Genomic DNA, 20,470 nt, shown 5'->3' with positions numbered 1-20,470 from the left:
AACCCATTGTTACCAAACAGGCGGTTCCCCTTTAATATCATCTTAGCTTAGTTTCCCAAAGCTAGACTGGATTACCACTTAGTCCGCACTATATTCCCTTTTAAATGTCTTTGGAACAGTCTAGGAGATTTCCTCAGCAGTCTTTAACCGCCCCCTAGCCTCTTTTGCAGTGTTGATTTCATAGAGATAAAAATAATCAAGCTAGTGGCCACTTGGCTCGTTATTTACGACTCTAATCCCCTCACCACCACTCAAGGCAGGCTACGCTGCAAATAAGGTGTCCCTTTCCCTATTCTACAGGTTCATACCCCATTCCATAGTGATCCCTAGGCTTAGTTACCACCACAGATATGGGCCTCCGCGGTAATCGGGTCAACGCCCACATGCCTTTGTGGATCGCCCGAAAACCTTAACTCCCAGCACTGACCCAAGGCTGGGCGCCTCAAGCCAACACAAGGAACTTCATCGATATGCCCTTTGGCGGATTTTTAGGCCCGCCTTCAGAAACGGAAGACTGACTAGAATACTGCACCATTCCTATTATATTTTTATTATACCATATTATTAGAAATAATTCTAATAAGTGCTTAATAATCACGATTGCTAAAATAATCCGTTAGTAACATTAAATAAGATGTCTCGGCATTCGCATTTTCCAATGCTCTTTTTGCCATTTTTACATAGTATTGTTTTTTCTCAATAGCTCCATCTAACCCCAGTAATTTTGGGTATGTATTTTTTTGGTTAACTTCATCACTACCAACAGGTTTACCAATTTTATCCGGATCACCAGTTACATCCAAAATATCGTCTTGTACTTGAAATATTAATCCTAAATAATAAGCAAATTCATCCAAGTATTCAACCTGTGCATTCGTTGCTTCCCCAATGTAGGCTCCAGATCTAATTGCAAACCTAAGTAATTCACCTGTTTTTAATGTATGAATTGTTTCCAGTTCTTGAAGGTTAATTTCTTTCTTTTCTGCTTCCATATCAAGTATTTGCCCTGCCACCATACCCTTAGGTCCACTTGCTTCTGTAAGAAGTTTAATAATATAAACTTTCTGCGTATCCGATAAGTAAGGATCATTGGTAATTAGTTCAAAACTATATGTTAATAAAGCATCTCCAGCTAAAATGGCTGTTGCATCATCAAATACCTTGTGATTTGTTGGCTGCCCGCGACGAAGATCATCATCATCCATTGCTGGCAAATCATCGTGTACAAGCGAATACGTGTGGATCATTTCAAGTGCTATCGCAGTGGATAATACTTTTTTTATGTTAGTACCATATGCCTTAAAACCCGCCAACAACAAAATTGGTCTAAGGCGTTTTCCTCCAGCCTCTATGGAATATAGCATGGATTTTTTTAAGCGAACTGGAATGTCCAAATTGTGCATATGGGTTTTCATTTCTTCTTGTATCATTGATTTATTCTCATTAATAAAATCATTTAACTTTTGCTGCACAATCACTCTTCCTCCTGTACCTCAAATGATTCAAGTTCACCCTGTTCATTCATAATTTGTGTCATTTTCTCTTGAACATTTGATAATTTATCGCTACAAACTTTGGAAAGCTTCATGCCTTCCTGATAATAAGTTATTGCCTTTTCCAATGGAACATCGCCTTCTTCTAACTTTCCAACAATTTTTTCTAATTGTACCATTGCTTCTTCAAATGAAATATTGTTTTCCTTATCCATTGCTCTCCTCCTTCACGTCTAATACACGACATTCAAGTGTGCCGTCTGATAGTTTAACAACGATTTCGTCATTTTCACTTACACCATCAGTAGAATTAATTATATTGCCTGATTGAGCATATGGTATGGCATACCCACGTTTCATCGTTTCAAGTGGGTTTAATAACGATAGTTTTTCAATAGCACTATTTAGGCTGGTTGCTTTCTGTTCTAATATTTTATCCATCAAATAATTAGTTTGCTTTATGAACATCTTTAGTTCTTTCCTAGCACGTTCAAGCTGTCGTTCTGGGTGCTGTGCTTCAAATCTGGTATTCATATTAATAAGTGTGTCTTTTTTCTTTTTCCACTCCGAATTAAACGTTTTCTCAAGACGTTCTACATGTTTATCCAGTTCTTGCTCTTTTTGGGTTATTAAATGTTCGGGATATCGGAATGCATAGGATTGTTTTATACGATTTAAATGTTGCTGGGAACTCTGCACATTTTCGTTCATCATTCTTGTTAATGAACGTTGCATTCCGTTAATTCTATCAGTTAATTCAAGTTGAGATGGTACTGCAACCTCTGCAGCTCCAGTAGGGGTAGGAGCACGTAAATCAGCGACATAATCACTAATCGTAATATCTGTTTCATGGCCAACTGCTGATATTACAGGTATCGATGATTGAAAAATTGCATTTGCGACTTTTTCCTCATTAAAACACCATAAATCTTCAATAGAACCTCCTCCACGTCCAACTATTAAAACGTCAAAACCACCTTGCTGATTGGCTGAATTTATTGCATTATAAATAGATTGTACTGCATTTGGTCCTTGAACAAGTACAGGGATTACAGTAGTTTTTACAATAGGAAATCTTCTTTCTATTGTTGTAACAATATCACGAACCGCTGCTCCAGTAGGCGAAGTGATAACACCAATACTTTTAGGAAACCTCGGAAGTTCTTTTTTATGACTCTTATCAAAAAAACCTTTTTTATGCAATTTTTCTTTAAGCTGTTCAAATGCTAAATATAAGGAGCCGATTCCGTCCGGTTCCATTTGCTTGATATACAACTGATATTGACCATACGGCTCAAAAACACCAATCTCACCTTTTATTAAAACATTCATACCATTTTCAGGTGTGAACTTTAACATACGATTATTGCCTGCAAACATAACTGCTTGTACTCTTGTATTATCGTCTTTTATAGTTAGATACATATGTCCACGACTATGATGTTTGAAATTGGAAATTTCACCTTTTAGCCAAATATTTTTTAAATGGGAATCAGTATCGAACTTTCGCTTGATATATTTAGTTAATGCAGTAACTGTTAGGTAATTATCTTTCACTTTTAGACAATCCTTTAGCTGCTTTAATCGTATTTTGCAATAGCATAGTTATTGTCATAGGTCCTACGCCTCTAGGAACAGGTGAAATATAAGAAGCCTTTTCGAAGACAGCGTCAAAGTCGACGTCTCCAGTTAGTGATCCATCCTCTAAGCGATTAATTCCAACATCTATAACTGCAGCGCCTTCTTTGATATGTTCTTCACGTATTGCATTAGGTCTTCCTACAGCTACGATTAATATATCTGCTTTTGATGTGAAATCTATTAACTTGGTTGTTTTTGAATGGCAATATGTAACCGTAGCATTTTCATTTAATAATAACTGACCAACAGGTTTTCCAACAATATTACTTCGCCCAATAATAACAGCATGTTTTCCTTCAATTGTAACATCGTATGATTTTAACATTGTTAATATTCCAGATGGAGTACAAGGTAAAAATGTGTCTTTACCAGTAATCATTCGTCCAATATTAATTGGGTGGAAACCATCAACATCTTTAGCTGGACTAATAGCTTCGATTACATGTTGTTCATCTATGTGTTTTGGAAGAGGGAGTTGTACTAAAATACCATGGACAGATTGATCATTATTTAATTCCTGTATTTTCTTCAACAACTCTTTCTCAGAAGTAGATACTCCCATTTCTATAACATCAGAAGATATGCCGGTTTCGCCAGAGGCTTTTTTCTTGCCATTTACATATGACTTTGAAGCGGGATTATCTCCAATTAATATTACAGTTAAATGTGGAACTAAGCCTTGTTCTTTTAGAAACAGTACTTCCTTACTCATTTCCTCTTTTAGTTTATGTGCTAGTTCTTTTCCTTTAATTATGTCAGCAGACACAGCTGTATCCCCCTTTAGGCTATGATTTTTGACAAAACACCATTTACAAACTTTCCGGATTTTTCATCACCGTACATATTAGCTAATTCTACCGCTTCATTTATAGATACATTTGTTGGTATATCATCTATATAGTTTATTTCCAAAATAGCAATACGTAGAATTGTTTTTTCGACTGAAGCGATTCGATCAATTGTCCAATTTTCCAAATGGTAGGAAATAATATCGTCAATTGCTGTCTTATTTTTTGTTACACCTTGAACGAGCCCCATTAAAAATGCATCTATTTCCAATGTTTCAAGATGTTCTTCAACTGCTTTATCAGGGTTGTTATCATTAATATCCAATTGAAAAAGTACTTGAAATGCTTTTTCTCTAGCTGTATGTCGGTTCATCTTTCATAGCTCCTTTTATTCCATATCTCTCTCAAATAATAACATGATTATGTATGCAAAGCTAGAATCAAACCAATCTAAGATAACCTGGGCTATCGTTAAAGGGATCCCTAATATGCATTCTTAGAACTCCCTCCTTTGGAGTGCAAGCCTTGATGGCTAGTACTTAGTTTTGCTAATGCAGTAATGAAGTATTTATACTTTCTTTCTTAACTGCCTTGAAAACAAATTAAGGTCAAAAGAAATTACTTCTTTTGACCTTGAAATTTATTCGTTTTCCTCTGCACCTTCCATATGGATACCAACTACATGCACATTAATTTCATCAATTTCCAGTGCTGTCATATTTTTTAATGTTTGTCTAATATTTTCCTGAAGTTGTTGTGCTACTTTTGGAATAGATACTCCAAAGTTTAAGACAACAAATAAATCGATAAGTATTCCAGTTTCGGTTAGTTCAACTTTCACACCTTTACCATGCGACTTTTTACCAAAACGTTCCACAACTCCAGTTGCAAAATTACCCCGCATTGATGATATACCGTCTACTTCAGAAGACGCTATACCAGTTATTACTTCAATTACTTCTGGTGCAATTTCAACTTTACCTAGGCTTGAATCGTCACTTACGTTCAACAATGGCTGTTCGCTCATCTTTTCACTCCTTTAATCTTCCTTCTTCTGTACAATTGGATTATCCTCAAGGAAATTCGTATTGAAATCTCCTTTCACAAATACATCATTATCCATTATAAGACGATGAAATGGAATTGTTGTATCGACTCCTTCTACAACAAATTCATCCAAAGAGCGCTTCATTCTGTTTATAGCTTCTTGACGAGTCGGACCATACGTTATTAACTTTGCAATCATTGAATCATAGAATGGAGGGATGCTATAACCAGGATATGCAGCTGAATCAATTCGTACCCCTAATCCACCAGGTGGTAAGTACATTTCAATTCTTCCAGGTGAAGGCATGAAGTTTTTGAAAGGATTTTCTGCATTGATCCTACATTCGATTGCCCATCCATCAAATTCGATTTCATCTTGTTCAAATGATAACTTTTCATTATTCGCAATTCTAATCTGTTCTTTAATTAAGTCCACTCCAGTAACCATTTCTGTTACAGGATGTTCGACTTGGATTCTAGTATTCATTTCCATAAAATAAAATGATTGGCTAGTTCGATCGAAAATATATTCAATTGTTCCTGCACCAACATAGTCAACTGCCTTAGCAGCTTTCACAGAAGCTTCACCCATTTTAGAACGAATTTCAGGTGTGATAGCTGGGGATGGTGTTTCTTCAATCAACTTTTGTAGTCTCCGTTGAATCGTACAATCCCTCTCACCTAAGTGTACAACATTTCCATGCTGGTCGGCTAATACCTGAATTTCAACATGTCTAAAGTCCTCTATGAATTTTTCTATGTACACACCCGGATTCCCGAAAGCTGTTTCGGCTTCTTTTTGTGTTACTCGAATTCCTTTAATCAAATCCTCTTCTGTTTTAGCAATTCGAATACCTTTTCCGCCGCCACCAGCTGTTGCTTTAATAATTACGGGATAACCAATTTCATTTGCAATCTTTATTGCTTCCTCTTCGTTTTCGATTATACCTTCTGACCCTGGCACAATGGGTACATTAGCTGCTTTCATTGTTTCTCTGGCAACATCTTTAATTCCCATTTTTTGAATTGCCTGGGCAGTGGGACCAACAAACTTAATATTGCACGCCTTGCAAATTTCTGCAAAATCAGCATTTTCAGCAAGAAAGCCATAGCCAGGATGAATTGCATCAACTTCGGTTAAGGTAGCTACACTCATAATATTAGTGAAATTCAAGTAACTGTCTTTGCTTAACGTTGGTCCAATACAATACGCTTCATCTGCTAACTGAACATGTAATGCTTCTTTGTCTGCTTCAGAATATACGGCAACTGTTTCAATTTCCATTTCTTTGCATGCCCGTATTATTCGAACAGCTATTTCTCCTCTGTTTGCGATTAACAGCTTTTTAATCACACGCTACATCCCCTTATTTAGTCTTTACTCTAAATAGTGGTTGACCATATTCTACTAATTCGCCATCTTCCACTAAGATTTCAACGATTTCACCTGAAACTTCTGCTTCAATTTCATTAAATAGTTTCATTGCTTCTACAATACAAACAACGGAATCGTTTTCGACTTTAGATCCCTTTTTTACGTATGGATCACTTTCCGGTTCAGGTGCAATATAAAGCGTACCTACCATTGGAGAAACAATCTCAAAATCGAAGTCTGTTGTTTCTTCTTTTTCAACTGGTTCTTTTTCTGATTGTTTTACTGCTTTTTTCTCTTCATTTGCTTTAGGTTCTTCAACTTTAATTTTTTCAGCAGGTTTTTCTACAGGTACTTCATAAGCTTCGTTTAACTTAACCCCTGGATTGTCACTAGACTTCTTCATTGTAACAGTTGTTCCATTTGTCTCATAACTAAACTCATCAATTGTAGATTGATCTACTAATTTTATTAATTCACGTATTTCCTGTACTTTTAACATGTCTGGCACCCCTTCGTTTATTACAAATTAATAACAGGTACTAAAAACTCCTCTTAACATTCTACGACAAGTATAAGTAAAACTTCAACCCATAATAGAATGCAGTATGTTTGATAATTTGCTCCTGATATGTATGTAAAACGTTTTCACACTACAATTATATCAATGATATCGGTTTTATGCGAATAATTTTATTACAACATTTGAAAACATGACTTAGGCTTTGATGATGAAGCTTAGTGCACTTATGTAGTAAAAAGTATTTATACTTTCTCAGATGCAAAAAACCGGACGAATTAGTTCGCCCGGTTTTGTATCAACTGCTTAGCTTTCAGTTGGCTGAACATTAACATCTACAGTTATCTCACCAAACTCATCTTTTACCATCTGCATAATGTTAACTACTTCGGTTTTGTTTAGTTGATCAGCTTTAACATGTACATGCACCTTATCCTCATCATGGCGAACTAGAACATCATTATAATCAGCTGAAGCTACAATAGATTCTTCTAAAATTATTTCTTTTGAAGAAATACTTTCTATTTGGTTAATCTGATCCCTGGCTTCATTTTTCTCTTGAATACTTGCGCTGCTTGAGGCAACGACATCATCCAAACGGTCTTTTTCTGCACTTCGCTCATTCTGCACTTCCATACGAAGTGTAGTAAAAAACTGATCCTGTCCCAGGTTGGAAATGTCGTCTACGTCTGCATCGGTATTACTTGCGTCACTTGCAGATGAATCAGGTGATGATGCCTCTTCAGATGAGTCATCTCCTTCAGGTAAATAAGCAAGATCACCACTGTCCGGGGACGTAATATAATAGACACTCAACACAATCATTAAACTTAACATTGTTAAAAGCCACACAGTTTGTTTTTTCAACATAAATAAATCCTCCTAATTTTTTGGCATTACTGAAACTCTATGTGTTGGAACATCGAGTACACGAGATACTGAATCAATTACCCATTTTTTTACCGTTGCATGATCAACCCCCTTTGCAACAACGAACACCCCTCTTACCTCAGGCTTTTTTGTTTGTATAAGCAACGGGACTTCTTTGTCTCCTTGTCTTACCAGTACAACTTGTGTCTCCTTAGTATTATCTTCAATCTCTCTTGTCCCGCCATTTTTATCAGACTCTGTTGTAGATTGCTGCCCAGCAATTAAGTTTTTTTCATAAACTTTAACTTTAGTAGATTCTAGATTCACCATTACTTCAACGTTTGAAACACCTTGAATTTTATCAAGCATTTCTTTTAAATTATCTTCATAACTCTTCTCTATTTCATCTACATTTGAGGTGCTTTTTGATTTATCAGAAAAAGTTTCCTCTACTGGTTTATCAACTTCACTCGTTACATTGTTGAGCGATTGATTATCTTCTGTTGCTGAAGTTGAAAAAATATTGCCAATTATGATTAGTAACAGTCCAACTAAACCAACGACTAAAATGTATCCTGCCTTTTTAGATATCTTGCCTCCATGTTCAGATTTTTTTGTTTGCAAAAAATCCTTTATTTGTTTCTTCAAGGTGTACCTCCTTCCCACAAGATTGTTAACTTCTTGTTGTCTATCTCCCAAGTATCCTGTAATAATAGTTTAATTCCATTCACATCTAACTTATTAACTTCATTCGCTACTGTCTTGTCCGTATTTATTACAACATCCTCAATAGCACTCACTTCTCCCTCCCCTTCAGATGATTCATCAAGATACACAATGACTTCATCAAAATTCTCATCAGTAAGCTCTGTTTCTGCAAATAGTTCAGTCTGTGGAAACTCAATATCTGATATTTCTAACTGATAATCTTCCTGTAATGGCTTTTTTGCCAGTTCCTTTAATTGGACAACCGTTTGTTCTAAAATATATGCATTCTGAGACTCTTGTATTTCACTTTTTTGCATTTTAATTGAATTTTCTACTTGTTCCCCCTCTGGTTGCTGGTTCATGATTTGTGAATATGACTTCTCCAGAGCCTGTTGGGCATTAAAATCAAACAAGAAAAATAATGGCTTTAAAAAAATTAATATTAATATTAGACCAACAACTAATTTGATATATTTTTTCATTGATGTTGCTGGAATTAATAGATCGACTATGGAAGCTAGCAAAAGGAATATAATAATTTGTGTAACCCATTGAGTAAGGATCTCCATTTCCAGGCCCCCTAACGCAGGAGAAGTGTAATATTACTTGCTGCAACCAAAATGACTATTGCAAGAAAAAACATTAACGTTACCGCTAACAAACAGGCCAGAATATATACAATATAATTACTTATCGTGTTTAGGCTGGTTATTATCGGACCATCACCAATTGGTTGCAGGACAGCTGCTGCCAGCTTGTATATCAGCGCAATAGCAAATATCTTAAGTGCAGGAAATACTGCTATTAATACAATAATTAAGACACCAACGATTCCAATGGAGTTCTTTAGCAGCAAAGATGCACTTAAAATAGTATCAGCGGCATCAGTTAATGTTCTCCCGACTACCGGAATAAAGTTTCCAGTAACAAATTTAGTTGTTTTCATCGCTACTCCATCAGTTATGGCAGTGGACGCCCCCTCGACTGACATTACTCCTACAAACACTGTTAAAAACATCCCTAAAGCACCTAAACCAACTGTTTTAAATAAGTTTGCTAAATGTGTCACTTTATAATTATCATTCAAGCTGCTAACAATTAATAAGAGAGCTGATAAGAATAATAAGGGTAAAATAAACTTTGAAACTAACACACCACTAAAATTTATTAGAAAAATTACAATAGGCTGAAAAAATGAGACAGTAATAACATTTCCAAGCGTAGCCATAATACTTAATACCAAAGGAAGTAAGGCAATCATGAAACCACTCATTGTGTCAATTGCTTCTTTAGCATAAGATACCGCCAAGTAAAAACTATTCAATGCCAAAAAGATTAAAACAATATAGACTACAAAATATGCAATTTTGCTAACAGTACTTTCTTCAAAAGCAGCATGCATGGTCTGTAAAACCATTGAAAATAATGTAAGCATTAATAAAAGTCCAAGTAGTTTCCCATTCATAATGAGCTCATGAAGGAAATATTCAATAAAACCCCATAACGTGTTTTTTATTGAAAAAGAACCGTTATCCTTAATGAATTCAGAAATGCTTGTTTTCTCGAGCTCTGGTAAATAACCTCCATAATCATTAACTAAGGTATGCCAAAAGGATTGCATGCCATCTAGTGAAATATCATTTAACATCTTATCTTGTATATCATTTGAATTGGGTTCAGCTGAAACAGATTGTTGTCCAATTAGAAGTACTAGCAGAATTAGAAGAATAATGATAATCAACTTATTTTGTACCATTCAGCATACGTACTCCTTTCAAAATCTTGTCCAGTTCTAGGCTGAAGGTATGAAACTTAATATTGCTTCGATGACAGCAGTAATTATTGGAATTGCCAATAGCAGTATGAATATCTTTCCGGCCAGCTCAATTTTAGATGCTACTGAACTAAGCCCTGCGTCTTTCGTTAAATTTGCTCCAATTTCCGCAATATAAGCAATCCCAATTATTTTTAAAATGGTATTTATGTACATACCATCAATATTGGCTTTTTCTCCTAAAGATTCAATTAATTGAAAAATAATTCCAATTTGCTTGATGATTGCTAGAAATATCAGGACTCCGGTAACAACAATTACAAAGAATGCAAAAGAGGAATTCATATCTTTCAATACGATATATAGAATGCTTGCAACAATTCCTAGAACAACAATTTGTATAATATCCATCTATCACTACCCCTGGAAAAGGAATACTGACTTTATCTGCTGAAATAGATCAGAAAGTTGATTAACAACAATTACTAGAACAATTACAAATCCGACAACTGTTGCAAAGTGTGCAATATCCTCTTTGCCCATCTGTTTCAAAATCGTATGAATGATAGCTACAATTATTCCAATACCTGCAATCTGAAATAAAATTGACGCATCAACAGCCATTGATGTACTCCCTTCCCTCTATATGAGCAATAATACTATGAATAACCCACACAATAACCCTAAACTTTTAGCCATCTTGCTATATTTATATTGACTGTCCCTTGCATCTTCCAACTCTCGATCCAAGTGTTTGATAGTTAAGTGAATATGTTTTTGCTGTTGTTCAAAGTCATGCTGTCCAAGTGTTCGACCGAATTGCTGCAAGATTTCTTCTTCATTAGCACCAAGCGCCGATTCTTTCATCAAGTCATTCACATGTTGATCCCAGACATTGTATAAATTAACACTTTGTTCATTTAATAATGAACGACTTAATCGATAAAAAAAGATTCTTGTTGGTTCAGGAATTTGCTTTGCTATTGTCTGAAAAGCGTCGTGTAAGGGTAATTGACTATATAAAATTTCTGCCTCCAATATCTGAAGTGCATTTTTCATTTGTCTGATATGCTTCGGTCTTGCGTTTAATTTCCTACTAAACTCAAACCCTATTAATGTTGTTGTGCCTATGAAAAGAAGCGCTCCAATCCACTTCATTCTTTAAGCACCTCGTTTTCTGTAAAATATTTTCTTCTTTTTGATTATATATACGATGAATATATCCGGGCTTTCTTTGTCTATCCAACAAGACAATTCGTTGAAAAACATCGTACTCGAATAACGGTTTTAATGATGGTCGTTTCTTTAACTCCTCAATAGATTTCCCATGTATTGTACAAATAACTGTAACTCCTGCATTTATTGCCTCCATTAATGCTTGTACATCATTAGCGCTGCCAATTTCGTCCACTATAAGTACTTCAGGTGACATTGATCGGATCATCATCATCATACCTTCAGCTTTCGGGCAAGCATCCATTACATCGGTTCTTAAACCTAAGTCATGCTGTGGTATTCCTTTTTTCGATCCACCTATTTCTGAACGTTCATCTATTATTCCAACTTTCTGGGCTGACACAGTACTCCAGCCTGTACCAATTAATCGTGCAACGTCACGTATTAATGTCGTTTTTCCTGTTTGTGGTGCGCCAATAAAAAGTGTGTTTTGATAGTTACTATCTGTATAAAGGTATGGAATCAGTGACAAGGCAGCTCCGACCTTCTGTTTAGCAATACGTATATTAAAAAAAGCTATATACTGAATTGCTTTAACTGCTCCATTTAATGTGTTCACTTTTCCAGATAAACCAACACGATGTCCACCTTCAATAGTGACATAGCCTTCACGTAATTCATCTTCCATACGGTACAATGAAAATTCGCTTAATTGATTAAGCACAAAGATACTTTCGTTGCGATCAGGCTTTATTGATTCAATCCACTCAGTATGATCATCAAAAATCAGTTCGACCGGTTGATTTAAGCGAAAACGAATCTCTTGCATAACCTTCCAACGATCTTTAGTTTTGGATTGTATTGCTCGTCGAATTCTTTCTGGAAATAGGCGCAATATCTCTTCCATAACATGTCCCCACTTTTTATAGTATCTTTTTAATAGATATATGTTTTTAAGGAGAGATTATGACAAATGAAAAGCCATTAGAAAACTTAGTTTATGGTGAAAGGATATTATGAAAGCTTTTTCTAAAAGATTGTTGCTATTGTAAAAACTGCACCATAGTGATAATTTTCTTTTGTGCCTTTTCCTATATTTTCAATAATGGTTGAGTGCTTAGATTGATTCCGACAGAATACTTCGCTTTCACCGCTCCGCGTACAAAAGCGACATATACTCCAGCTATCGCTTGCGTAGTGTCTTCTTAGTCATGGTCACGGCCTAACTTGGTATTCACCAAGCCTTAGTTGCACTTATGCAGTAAGAAATTTTTTATACTTTTGTATAAGTACACCTCTCTAGCTCTATTACAAATTCTTTTTCATAACAGATGGTTGCTGCGCATTGCGGATCAACGGGGGGTTTAAAGAAATAAATTTATACTATACCTTTTATTTTTTAACGGACACAGGAGGCGCTATTTCTATAAAAAAGATACCTTTTCGAATTTATCCGGACACAGAAGCCCTTATTTTACGTATATCATGGTTAATAGAGGGGATTTGTAACAAATAAGGTCCCTGGTGTCCGTGAACATCACCATTTTCCTGTATTTCAAACAAATAAGGCCCTTGGTGTCCGCAAAACCGCTCAACATTATTTATATGAAAATTCGATTACAACATTTTCATGATAGATGGTGGGTGCGCACTCGGCAGCCATGTTGCTTTCTTATCTGCTAAAAAAAAGAACGATCCCTTTTTATAGGACCGTCCTTCTCAATTTATGTTTTTTCTACGCTCTTGAAACATATTTACCGTCGGATGTATTAATAACTAATACTTCTCCTTGATTAATAAAAAATGGAACTTGTACAATTAGGCCAGTTTCTAATGTAGCAGGTTTTGTTCCACCACTAGCAGTATCACCTTTTATACCTGGCTCTGTTTCTGTTACGGCTAGTTCCACATTATTTGGAAGTTCTACACCAATTACTTCTCCTTCATAGGTGATAATAGATACTTCCATATTTTCTTTTATATAGGGTAGCTGATCTTTAAGCTGACTGGTTTGCAACTCCAGCTGATCGTATGTGTGTGTATTCATGAATGCATGACTATCACCAGATGCGTATAAATATTGCATCTTACTCTGTTCGATGTGTGCCTTATTTACTTTTTCTCCACCGCGAAATGTTTTTTCCTGGATATTCCCACTTCGTAAGTTCCGTAATTTTGAACGAACAAACGCCGCACCCTTTCCTGGTTTTACATGCTGAAAGTCCATAACCTGCCAGATATCATTATCAACCTCAATCGTCAATCCTGTCTTAAAATCATTTACTGAAATCATTTCTAAATCCTCCTCTATCCTATAGATGAATTAATTCTTTAGAAGAATGTGTTAGTCGTTCATTTCCCTTTTCTGTAAGAACAATATCATCTTCAATTCGACATCCGCCAACATTTGGTACATATATTCCAGGTTCAACAGTTACAACCATACCAGGTTCCAGTTTTTTATCTGATCTGAATGATAGACCTGGTCCTTCATGAACCTCCATCCCAAGTCCATGTCCAGTTGAATGCCCAAAATACTCGCCATAGCCTTTTTCCTTTATATAATCTCTAGTAAGTGCATCTGCTTCTTTCCCCGTCATTCCTGGTTTCACACCTTCAACACCAAGTAACTGTGCTTCCAGAACAGTATTATAAATTGACTTTAGCTCATCATTTATTTCTCCAACGGCAACAGTTCTAGTTGTATCTGAACAATACCCGTTAAATGATGCACCGTAATCTAGTGTGACAAGCTCACCTGATTCAATCTTTTTTTCTGAAGCTACTCCGTGAGGCAATGCAGCACGATAACCTGATGCAACAATTATATCAAAGCTTGAAGAGGTTGCCCCTTGGTTTCTCATAAAGAATTCTAGTTCATTTGATATATCTATTTCTTTTACACCTGGTTTAATATAGCTCTGAATATGTTCATATGCATCATCTGCTATTTTCGCAGCTTGCTTTAATATAGTCAGCTCTTCGTCTGTTTTGATTAAACGAAGCTCCTCTATCAATCCGCTAACAGGTACTAACTCAACTTCAAATTCCTTCTTATATATTTCATAAGTATTATATGTCACATGGTCTTTTTCAAAACCAATCCGCTTAACATTTAATTGATTCAATTGATTACTAATTTCTTGATGTATTAACTTTTTATGTTCTATAACGGTATACCCGGCAGCCTCTTCGTTAGCCTGTTCTATGTAACGGAAATCTGTAATAAATCGTGTTTCATCCTTGCTTACGATTGCGGCACCTGCTGTCCCTGTAAACCCTGTCATATACCTTCTGTTTATTGGGCTAGTAATTAAAATGGCGTCAAGATTATTTTCCTGTAAAGCCTTGCGAAGTCTATTCAATTTCTCCATCGTATCATCCCTTTCTATTTACTTTCCAAAAATGCCAGCGCTGCCAGTCGATAACTTTTCAATCCGAACCCTACAACTTGTCCATAACATGCTGACGCAAGCATTGATTTGTGTCTAAAAGCTTCGCGTTTGTGTACATTTGAAATATGGACCTCAATTACAGGTGTGTCAATTGCCATAATAGCATCACGCAAAGCAATACTTGTATGAGTGTACGCTGCAGGATTAAAGACTATTCCAGTATACTTCCCGTTAGCTTGATGCAGACGGTCAATTAATTCTCCTTCATGATTTGATTGAAAACAATCTAGCTCATGCCCATGTTTTTGTGCTAAATCTGCTACCTCGATTTCAATGTCATGTAACGTGAATTTCCCATAAACTTCCTTTTCCCGTTTTCCTAACAAATTAATATTAGGGCCATTTAATAGCAAAAGACGATTCATCGGCATTTCATTCCTTTATAATTCATATAATTACGGACTATTTTAGTTTATCATAAACAAAAACTTTTGAATAATAGTAAAACCATAGATTAATTCTGCTTTTCTTTTATCTCTTCTTCCTTTCTTATTGTATCAGCATAGTCGTATGAAATGGAATATCCAATAAAAGTTCCATATAATATAAAGAGACATAATGTGGAAACAATCGTATACCTGTTCAAATCCATTAAATTTGGTATATTTGGGAATATTGGCTGTACGATATAAAAGACAATAACCCATAAAATAATTCCATATCCGACACCCATCCAAAGTGAATCAATTTTTTTAAATATCCCGTAATAAATAAATGCTGTTAAAAGTGATAGGACTCCTACCATCAAAATGGATAGCATATTTCCCAGCCAGCCATCTGTCCAATCAGCAGTTATCCAGGAACGGATTAAATAACTTTTTGGTGCAACCTCGGAAAAACTCAAATAATACATAATAGCACCAAAAGAACTAGCTATTAATCCTCCTACAAAACCGGTAATTAAAGATCTGGACATAAGAGACATAGGTCTTTCCTGTTTATTTTGCTCTAAATTTTTACCCTCTTTCAATACAAACACCTCCATTTATATTGTTACCAATTGCTTTAAAACGAATCACTTCATTATAATTACAATAATTTTTGAGTAGTTAAATTAACCATTTTCTAGTAAAATAAAAGATATACAGTTAAATTGATCAGTTTATTAAAGAAAAAAATACAGTATTGAATATTTTGAGCAAGAACGGAAAGAATTTAAAGTAGAAAAACGTTTTTTGAATGAAGATATAAAAGTAGAAAATAGTGGTATAGATTAGTATGCAATAATTGAAAGGAGGTCGTGCAAATGGTTCGCAATAAGTTTTCCGCATTTGTTTATGTAATAATAGGATTGGCTGTCATTGGCGTAATTGCACAGCTGTTTACAAATACAGCTTCCTTCCTTACTAACATAATAATGATGCTTGGATTTGGCGTAGCAGTTTTTGCGGTAATCTATTTTGTCTTTCTCAAAAAAAGAACCGCTTCCCACGATACTAAGAAATATAAGCAAGCAGTGAAACAGTCAAAATCAAAATACACAAACCAAAATAACAAACCACGTCCTACTTCTAAACGTCCACAGCCACTTCAAATGAAAAAGAAGCTAAATAAACGTGCATCTCATTTACGAGTAATTGATGGTAATAAGTCAAAAAGAAAAAACCGAGCTACTTTTTAGATAGCTTGGTTTTTATTTTGGCCAATATCTTAAGAATTGATCGGCTTTTTCTTTGCCCATTTTTATAAGTTGTTCTTTTGTTATACCACTAACATTAAAATTCATTGATTCAACATGCTCCACCGGGATAAACATTATGTTACTTATTTGAGATTTAGAAATGTAACGTGCATCATGCGCCTGTATCATCGTTGAAAATAAGGCATGAAACATATCAAGTGCATTACTTACTTTACGCGGGGACTGTTGTTCAGGATAGCCACTCAATTTAACCCCTAATATCGGTCTTTTATTACGTTTGTTTTCACTTTCAAAAATCCACAATGGGAAATTGCTCAAAAGCCCCCCGTCAACAATCAGACTTTTGTGTTTCGATTTGCCCTGCAGTTTTTTTGGCATAAAAAAATAAGGAAACCCTGCACTCATTCGAACAGCCTTTGAAACAGAAAAATATTTTGGTTCAATTCCATAGACCCTTTCTAGATCATCTGGTATAACAACTAATCTGCCAAGTGAAATATCACTGACTACCACTTTAAGATAATCGGGTTGCAAATCATTAAACGTATAAATATTTTTATTAGCCAACTGTCTGTATAACCAGTTCTCCAGTTTGTCGCCTTTATATAGCCCCATTTGAAAGTATAGAAAAATCCATTTTGAATATGGAATTAATGTAGTCCATTTTGGTGCATCCAAAAGTTTATGCATATCTAAGTCCTGAATTAATTTCTCGATTTCATCAATTTTATATCCTGCTGCAATCAAGGTGGACATTATTGCTCCTGCAGATGTTCCAGCTACTCGTTCAAATGATAGACCTTTCCCTTCAATGCTTTTAAGCGCACCAATAAGTGCATAGGCCTTCACTCCACCACCAGAAAACACGCCATCAATATTCATGAATTCTCCCCTTGTAAAAACCTTTATTATATATTAGGAGGATACAGGTGGAATTAGAACACATATACATATCTATTTTTAGTTATCTCTCCTCGTTTGCTTTAATCTTTTTTAAATCAACAATACGATTCTTATCTTCTTTAAAGTATTGTACTAAGTCACCAATTCTGTCTATTGAATTCCAGCTTAGATGATGCTCAATACCTTCAACATCTTCGTATATTTTATCATTATCTACACCAATAATTTCAAGAAAATCCTCAAGTAACTCATGACGAAAAACTAATCGCTCGCCAATCTTTTTTCCTTTTGATGTTAAAATAAATCCTCTATATTTCTCATAATTTAAGTATTCATCTTTATCAAGTTTCTGGACCATTTTAGTCACTGATGATGGGTGCACTATCAGGGCTTCTGCAATATCAGAAACACGTGCATAACCTTTTGTTTCAATTAAATTATAAATTTGTTCAATATAATCTTCCATGCTCGGTGTCGGCATAAAATCAACTCATTTCAAAGAATAAATTTTTAGCATGCGCAAAAATGTTTCTATAAAAAATAATACAAGATATCAACGAATTAAACAAGTATTCTTTTAGATGACAAAATCAAAGGCAGATTTCTAAAAAAAATGTTATTAACTAGAAAACTTAGCATTCATTAAGCCTTTATGATGAATGTCATAGTTGCACTCATACAGTATAAAAGTATATACATTCATAACTGCCAAGAGGATATAAACTTTGGCACATTTAGAATTTTCTTTTGTTACGCTTTCTCTCGAATGATGGTTGAGTGTTTAGATTCGTTCCGGCAGAATACTTCGCTTTCAAGATTGGAATTAAAAAGAACTACGCGTTTCTTGGAGCTGACAATCTAAATGGTTTTAAATCTTGTTTGTCCATCATGATATGCACTTGTTAATTTTCAGGCTAAAGTGAGCACAATCCAGCACAGGAAATAAACGAATACTCCTGCGGAAGGAAAGGCATCGGCGAGACCCCGCACGAAGTGTATATCCGTAACGGTATCATAGCACTGAAATTATTTTTCCACAGTTCGTCGCAGTTTATATCAACTGCGAACAGTAAACAGCAGCAAAATGTTGAAAACAGCTAAATAAAAAGAAAAGAACCAACTTGTAGTCGATTCTTCCCTTAAATAACTTATAATCCACATTTAAGCTGAGCTCCACAGCTTGTACATGTGTTGCATCCCCCAATATCTTCCACACTGCCTTCTCGGCAAACTGGACACGTATCACCAACTTCTGAGCCAATCATAACGTTGGTTTTATCTAATTCCTGGATGGTGTCCATTAATACAACTTTAGGCTTTTCAGTTTCCTGAAATAGTTCAGTCTGTTCACCCTCTGAGTTTTCTTCAGCTTTAAGCGTCAGTACTTGTGAATCTCGACTGCCATCTACATAAACAGTTCCACCTTTAGCACCACCATTATATAGTCTATGGTATACATTCTCTACTTGATCAACTGTATAACCACGAGGTGCGTTTACTGTTTTGGAAATGGAGCTATCAACCCATCGTTGAATAACGCACTGTGTATCCGCATGTGCTTCTGGTGCAAGATCCATCGCTGTTACAAAGAATCTAGGAAGTTTTTCTGAACTTTGATTAAGATTCCTATCTAAATATTCTTGTACAATTTCAGCCTTAACTTCAATGAACTTCCCTAGTCTTCCACTTCTATAGTAAGAAAAGGAGAAATATGGTTCCAAACCTGTGCTCACACCGACCATTGTCCCAGTGGACCCAGTTGGAGCCACAGTCAAAAGATGTGAATTTCGTATACCATATTCTAAAATATCCTTTCTAATATCTTCAGGCATTTTCTTCATATAACCAGTGTTTATAAATGCCTCACGTAGCGATTTAGTTTCTTCGTCCGTGTTACCAATTAGGAATGGGAAACTCCCTTTTTCTTTGGCTATCTCAATTGATTCGCGATATGCAGTAGTTGCAATTGCTTCGAAAATTTGATCAACTAGATTATTACCTTCAGATGATCCATATTCTGTTTCACAATAAATCAGGAGATCATGCATCCCCATAACACCTAGTCCAACCCGACGTTCCCCAAGTGCTTGCTTTTTGTTTTCTTCTAAAAAGTATGGAGTTGCATCGATTACATTATCTTGCATACGCACTCCGGTTTTAACGGTTTGTTTCAATTTCTCGAAGTTTACAGTGCTAGTATCTTTGTCAGCCATTTCTGCTAAGTTAACTGCTGCAAGATTACAAACTGAATATGGTGCAAGTGGCTGTTCCCCACACGGGTTTGTTGCAACTACTTGGTCCCCATATGCTTTTGCATTTGTCATTTCATTGGCATTATCAATGTAGAATATTCCTGGTTCAGCTGAGTATGTTGCACATATATTTATTAGATTCCAGAGTTCTTTAGCTTTTACTCGACGATAAACACGTACGCCATAGCCCATTTCTTCCCATTTTCGAACATCGCCAACTTTGTCCCAGTTCTCGTTATATGCTTTCATTTCTTCTTTTGTATAATTTTCAACATCAGGAAAACGTAAATCATAGGTATCATCATCTTCGACAGCATCCATTAGTTCTTTTGTAATACAAACAGAAATGTTTGCTCCAGTTAAGAACTCTGGATTATGAACAGAATAGGTTCCCCCAGTTAATAACTTTTCTTCTGCTTCACGGATAGCAGCATCTGTAAAACCACCTTGTCCTGGCATGGTATTGTAGTTTAAGATACCTTGATACAAATCCACTTCTGTTTCCGTCAATGGTGTGAACTGCAGTTTTTCCTGTGCTAAACGCTTAATTTGTTCATCTTCAGTATTTTCTATCAAATAGCGTAGAATTCTCGGATTCTGCATTTTCGAGATAATAAATTCGATAATATCAGGGTGAGAATCTACTAACATAATCATTTGAGCCAATTTGTTACGTTGATTCGTTAAAACAACTCTCTAAGTCACCTTAGAGTTCAGACCATATCTTACACATTTAAAATGTGTCCTCGCGCTTCGAAATCACTTGATTTCTACTCTACTCACTTCCGTCTAAGACGTGCTTTCGATGGTCGTTGAACCTTCTTCTATA

At 35.6% G+C, this 20,470-nt stretch carries 23 protein-coding genes and 1 pseudogene; 1 reads left to right on the top strand and 23 read right to left on the bottom strand.

Annotated features, from left to right (window positions below; all coding sequences use genetic code 11):
* Positions 1-587: 587 nt before the first annotated feature.
* From BMY13_RS08305 to BMY13_RS08210, 20 genes are all read right to left on the bottom strand, one after another.
* Complete coding sequence (locus BMY13_RS08305; protein WP_245736061.1) at positions 588-1,472, bottom strand: polyprenyl synthetase family protein; 885 nt, start codon at positions 1,470-1,472, stop codon at positions 588-590.
* A 2-nt stretch (positions 1,473-1,474) separates the two neighbouring features.
* Positions 1,475-1,708 (bottom strand): exodeoxyribonuclease VII small subunit, encoded by a 234-nt coding sequence (locus BMY13_RS08300; RefSeq protein ID WP_092492611.1) that lies wholly within the window; start codon positions 1,706-1,708, stop codon positions 1,475-1,477.
* Positions 1,701-3,050 carry an exodeoxyribonuclease VII large subunit gene (gene xseA / locus BMY13_RS08295; protein WP_092503838.1) on the bottom strand — a complete coding sequence of 450 codons (1,350 nt, stop codon included), beginning with the start codon at positions 3,048-3,050 and terminating at the stop codon, positions 1,701-1,703. Before xseA ends, BMY13_RS08300 begins: the two co-directional genes overlap by 8 nt.
* Positions 3,040-3,900 (bottom strand): bifunctional methylenetetrahydrofolate dehydrogenase/methenyltetrahydrofolate cyclohydrolase FolD, encoded by an 861-nt coding sequence (gene folD, locus BMY13_RS08290; protein WP_092503836.1) that lies wholly within the window; start codon positions 3,898-3,900, stop codon positions 3,040-3,042. The genes xseA and folD overlap by 11 nt, the downstream gene beginning before the upstream one ends.
* 14 nt (positions 3,901-3,914) lie before the next feature.
* Complete coding sequence (nusB, locus tag BMY13_RS08285; RefSeq protein WP_092492608.1) at positions 3,915-4,295, bottom strand: transcription antitermination factor NusB; 381 nt, start codon at positions 4,293-4,295, stop codon at positions 3,915-3,917.
* 267 nt (positions 4,296-4,562) lie between these two features.
* Positions 4,563-4,949 (bottom strand): Asp23/Gls24 family envelope stress response protein, encoded by a 387-nt coding sequence (locus BMY13_RS08280; protein WP_092492607.1) that lies wholly within the window; start codon positions 4,947-4,949, stop codon positions 4,563-4,565.
* A gap of 12 nt (positions 4,950-4,961) precedes the next feature.
* On the bottom strand, positions 4,962-6,323 hold the full coding sequence (accC, locus tag BMY13_RS08275) for an acetyl-CoA carboxylase biotin carboxylase subunit (RefSeq protein WP_092503833.1): 1,362 nt from the start codon (positions 6,321-6,323) through the stop codon (positions 4,962-4,964).
* A gap of 13 nt (positions 6,324-6,336) precedes the next feature.
* Positions 6,337-6,843, bottom strand: a complete 507-nt coding sequence (gene accB / locus BMY13_RS08270) for an acetyl-CoA carboxylase biotin carboxyl carrier protein (RefSeq protein ID WP_092503831.1) — start codon at positions 6,841-6,843, stop codon at positions 6,337-6,339.
* 324 nt (positions 6,844-7,167) lie between these two features.
* The gene (locus BMY13_RS08265; RefSeq protein ID WP_092492604.1) at positions 7,168-7,731 is read right to left on the bottom strand and encodes a SpoIIIAH-like family protein; all 564 of its coding nucleotides are present in this window, start codon (positions 7,729-7,731) and stop codon (positions 7,168-7,170) included.
* Positions 7,732-7,743: 12 nt separating this feature from the next.
* Entirely contained in the window at positions 7,744-8,379 is a 636-nt protein-coding gene (gene spoIIIAG / locus BMY13_RS08260; protein WP_092503829.1) for a stage III sporulation protein AG, read from the bottom strand.
* On the bottom strand, positions 8,376-9,008 hold the full coding sequence (spoIIIAF, locus tag BMY13_RS08255; protein WP_092492602.1) for a stage III sporulation protein AF: 633 nt from the start codon (positions 9,006-9,008) through the stop codon (positions 8,376-8,378). Before spoIIIAF ends, spoIIIAG begins: the two co-directional genes overlap by 4 nt.
* Positions 9,009-9,019: 11 nt before the next feature.
* A complete protein-coding gene (gene spoIIIAE, locus BMY13_RS08250; RefSeq protein ID WP_092503827.1) occupies positions 9,020-10,195 on the bottom strand; it encodes a stage III sporulation protein AE in 1,176 nt (391 codons plus the stop codon).
* Between the two features lie 36 nt (positions 10,196-10,231).
* The gene (gene spoIIIAD, locus BMY13_RS08245; RefSeq protein WP_092492600.1) at positions 10,232-10,624 is read right to left on the bottom strand and encodes a stage III sporulation protein AD; all 393 of its coding nucleotides are present in this window, start codon (positions 10,622-10,624) and stop codon (positions 10,232-10,234) included.
* 6 nt (positions 10,625-10,630) lie between these two features.
* Positions 10,631-10,837, bottom strand: coding sequence for a stage III sporulation protein AC (gene spoIIIAC, locus BMY13_RS08240; protein ID WP_092492599.1), 207 nt, complete (start codon positions 10,835-10,837; stop codon positions 10,631-10,633).
* Between the two features lie 18 nt (positions 10,838-10,855).
* The gene (gene spoIIIAB, locus BMY13_RS08235) at positions 10,856-11,371 is read right to left on the bottom strand and encodes a stage III sporulation protein SpoIIIAB (RefSeq protein ID WP_092503825.1); all 516 of its coding nucleotides are present in this window, start codon (positions 11,369-11,371) and stop codon (positions 10,856-10,858) included.
* Entirely contained in the window at positions 11,316-12,296 is a 981-nt protein-coding gene (gene spoIIIAA, locus BMY13_RS08230; RefSeq protein ID WP_092503823.1) for a stage III sporulation protein AA, read from the bottom strand. The genes spoIIIAB and spoIIIAA overlap by 56 nt, the downstream gene beginning before the upstream one ends.
* A gap of 828 nt (positions 12,297-13,124) precedes the next feature.
* Positions 13,125-13,682, bottom strand: a complete 558-nt coding sequence (gene efp, locus BMY13_RS08225; RefSeq protein ID WP_092492596.1) for an elongation factor P — start codon at positions 13,680-13,682, stop codon at positions 13,125-13,127.
* Between the two features lie 19 nt (positions 13,683-13,701).
* Entirely contained in the window at positions 13,702-14,763 is a 1,062-nt protein-coding gene (locus BMY13_RS08220; protein ID WP_092503821.1) for a M24 family metallopeptidase, read from the bottom strand.
* Between the two features lie 14 nt (positions 14,764-14,777).
* Entirely contained in the window at positions 14,778-15,209 is a 432-nt protein-coding gene (gene aroQ, locus BMY13_RS08215; protein WP_092503819.1) for a type II 3-dehydroquinate dehydratase, read from the bottom strand.
* An 89-nt stretch (positions 15,210-15,298) separates the two neighbouring features.
* On the bottom strand, positions 15,299-15,814 hold the full coding sequence (locus BMY13_RS08210) for a YqhR family membrane protein (RefSeq protein WP_245736060.1): 516 nt from the start codon (positions 15,812-15,814) through the stop codon (positions 15,299-15,301).
* 276 nt (positions 15,815-16,090) lie between these two features.
* Here BMY13_RS08210 and BMY13_RS08205 point away from each other — a divergent pair, with 276 nt between their 5' ends.
* Positions 16,091-16,465, top strand: coding sequence for an SA1362 family protein (locus tag BMY13_RS08205; protein ID WP_092492592.1), 375 nt, complete (start codon positions 16,091-16,093; stop codon positions 16,463-16,465).
* Between the two features lie 12 nt (positions 16,466-16,477).
* Here the strand turns inward: BMY13_RS08205 and BMY13_RS08200 are convergent, their stop codons facing one another.
* The 3 genes and pseudogenes from BMY13_RS08200 to BMY13_RS08190 form a co-directional block, all read right to left on the bottom strand.
* Entirely contained in the window at positions 16,478-17,368 is an 891-nt protein-coding gene (locus BMY13_RS08200; RefSeq protein ID WP_092503815.1) for a patatin-like phospholipase family protein, read from the bottom strand.
* Positions 17,369-17,450: 82 nt separating this feature from the next.
* A complete protein-coding gene (mntR, locus tag BMY13_RS08195; RefSeq protein ID WP_092503813.1) occupies positions 17,451-17,870 on the bottom strand; it encodes a transcriptional regulator MntR in 420 nt (139 codons plus the stop codon).
* Positions 17,871-18,537: 667 nt separating this feature from the next.
* Positions 18,538-20,304, bottom strand: a pseudogene (locus BMY13_RS08190) (vitamin B12-dependent ribonucleotide reductase); the annotation flags it as partial.
* Between the last annotated feature and the right edge of the window lie 166 nt (positions 20,305-20,470).

It is taken from the genome of Virgibacillus subterraneus, from assembly GCF_900110695.1.
In the GTDB taxonomy this organism is placed as follows: domain Bacteria; phylum Bacillota; class Bacilli; order Bacillales; family Amphibacillaceae; genus Lentibacillus; species Lentibacillus subterraneus.
This window is presented reverse-complemented; position numbering and strand designations above follow the sequence as displayed.

What these genes read in the sequence shown, in the direction of transcription:
- BMY13_RS08300 (WP_092492611.1), bottom strand. Translation starts at nt 1,708, where the DNA reads ATGGATAAGGAAAACAATATTTCATTTGAAGAAGCAATGGTACAATTA.
- nusB (WP_092492608.1), bottom strand. Translation starts at nt 4,295, where the DNA reads ATGAACCGACATACAGCTAGAGAAAAAGCATTTCAAGTACTTTTTCAA.
- BMY13_RS08280 (WP_092492607.1), bottom strand. Translation starts at nt 4,949, where the DNA reads ATGAGCGAACAGCCATTGTTGAACGTAAGTGACGATTCAAGCCTAGGT.
- accB (WP_092503831.1), bottom strand. Translation starts at nt 6,843, where the DNA reads ATGTTAAAAGTACAGGAAATACGTGAATTAATAAAATTAGTAGATCAA.
- BMY13_RS08265 (WP_092492604.1), bottom strand. Translation starts at nt 7,731, where the DNA reads ATGTTGAAAAAACAAACTGTGTGGCTTTTAACAATGTTAAGTTTAATG.
- spoIIIAF (WP_092492602.1), bottom strand. Translation starts at nt 9,008, where the DNA reads ATGGAGATCCTTACTCAATGGGTTACACAAATTATTATATTCCTTTTG.
- spoIIIAE (WP_092503827.1), bottom strand. Translation starts at nt 10,195, where the DNA reads ATGGTACAAAATAAGTTGATTATCATTATTCTTCTAATTCTGCTAGTA.
- spoIIIAD (WP_092492600.1), bottom strand. Translation starts at nt 10,624, where the DNA reads ATGGATATTATACAAATTGTTGTTCTAGGAATTGTTGCAAGCATTCTA.
- spoIIIAC (WP_092492599.1), bottom strand. Translation starts at nt 10,837, where the DNA reads ATGGCTGTTGATGCGTCAATTTTATTTCAGATTGCAGGTATTGGAATA.
- spoIIIAB (WP_092503825.1), bottom strand. Translation starts at nt 11,371, where the DNA reads ATGAAGTGGATTGGAGCGCTTCTTTTCATAGGCACAACAACATTAATA.
- spoIIIAA (WP_092503823.1), bottom strand. Translation starts at nt 12,296, where the DNA reads ATGGAAGAGATATTGCGCCTATTTCCAGAAAGAATTCGACGAGCAATA.
- efp (WP_092492596.1), bottom strand. Translation starts at nt 13,682, where the DNA reads ATGATTTCAGTAAATGATTTTAAGACAGGATTGACGATTGAGGTTGAT.
- BMY13_RS08220 (WP_092503821.1), bottom strand. Translation starts at nt 14,763, where the DNA reads ATGGAGAAATTGAATAGACTTCGCAAGGCTTTACAGGAAAATAATCTT.
- aroQ (WP_092503819.1), bottom strand. Translation starts at nt 15,209, where the DNA reads ATGAATCGTCTTTTGCTATTAAATGGCCCTAATATTAATTTGTTAGGA.
- BMY13_RS08205 (WP_092492592.1), top strand. Translation starts at nt 16,091, where the DNA reads ATGGTTCGCAATAAGTTTTCCGCATTTGTTTATGTAATAATAGGATTG.
- BMY13_RS08200 (WP_092503815.1), bottom strand. Translation starts at nt 17,368, where the DNA reads ATGAATATTGATGGCGTGTTTTCTGGTGGTGGAGTGAAGGCCTATGCA.
- mntR (WP_092503813.1), bottom strand. Translation starts at nt 17,870, where the DNA reads ATGCCGACACCGAGCATGGAAGATTATATTGAACAAATTTATAATTTA.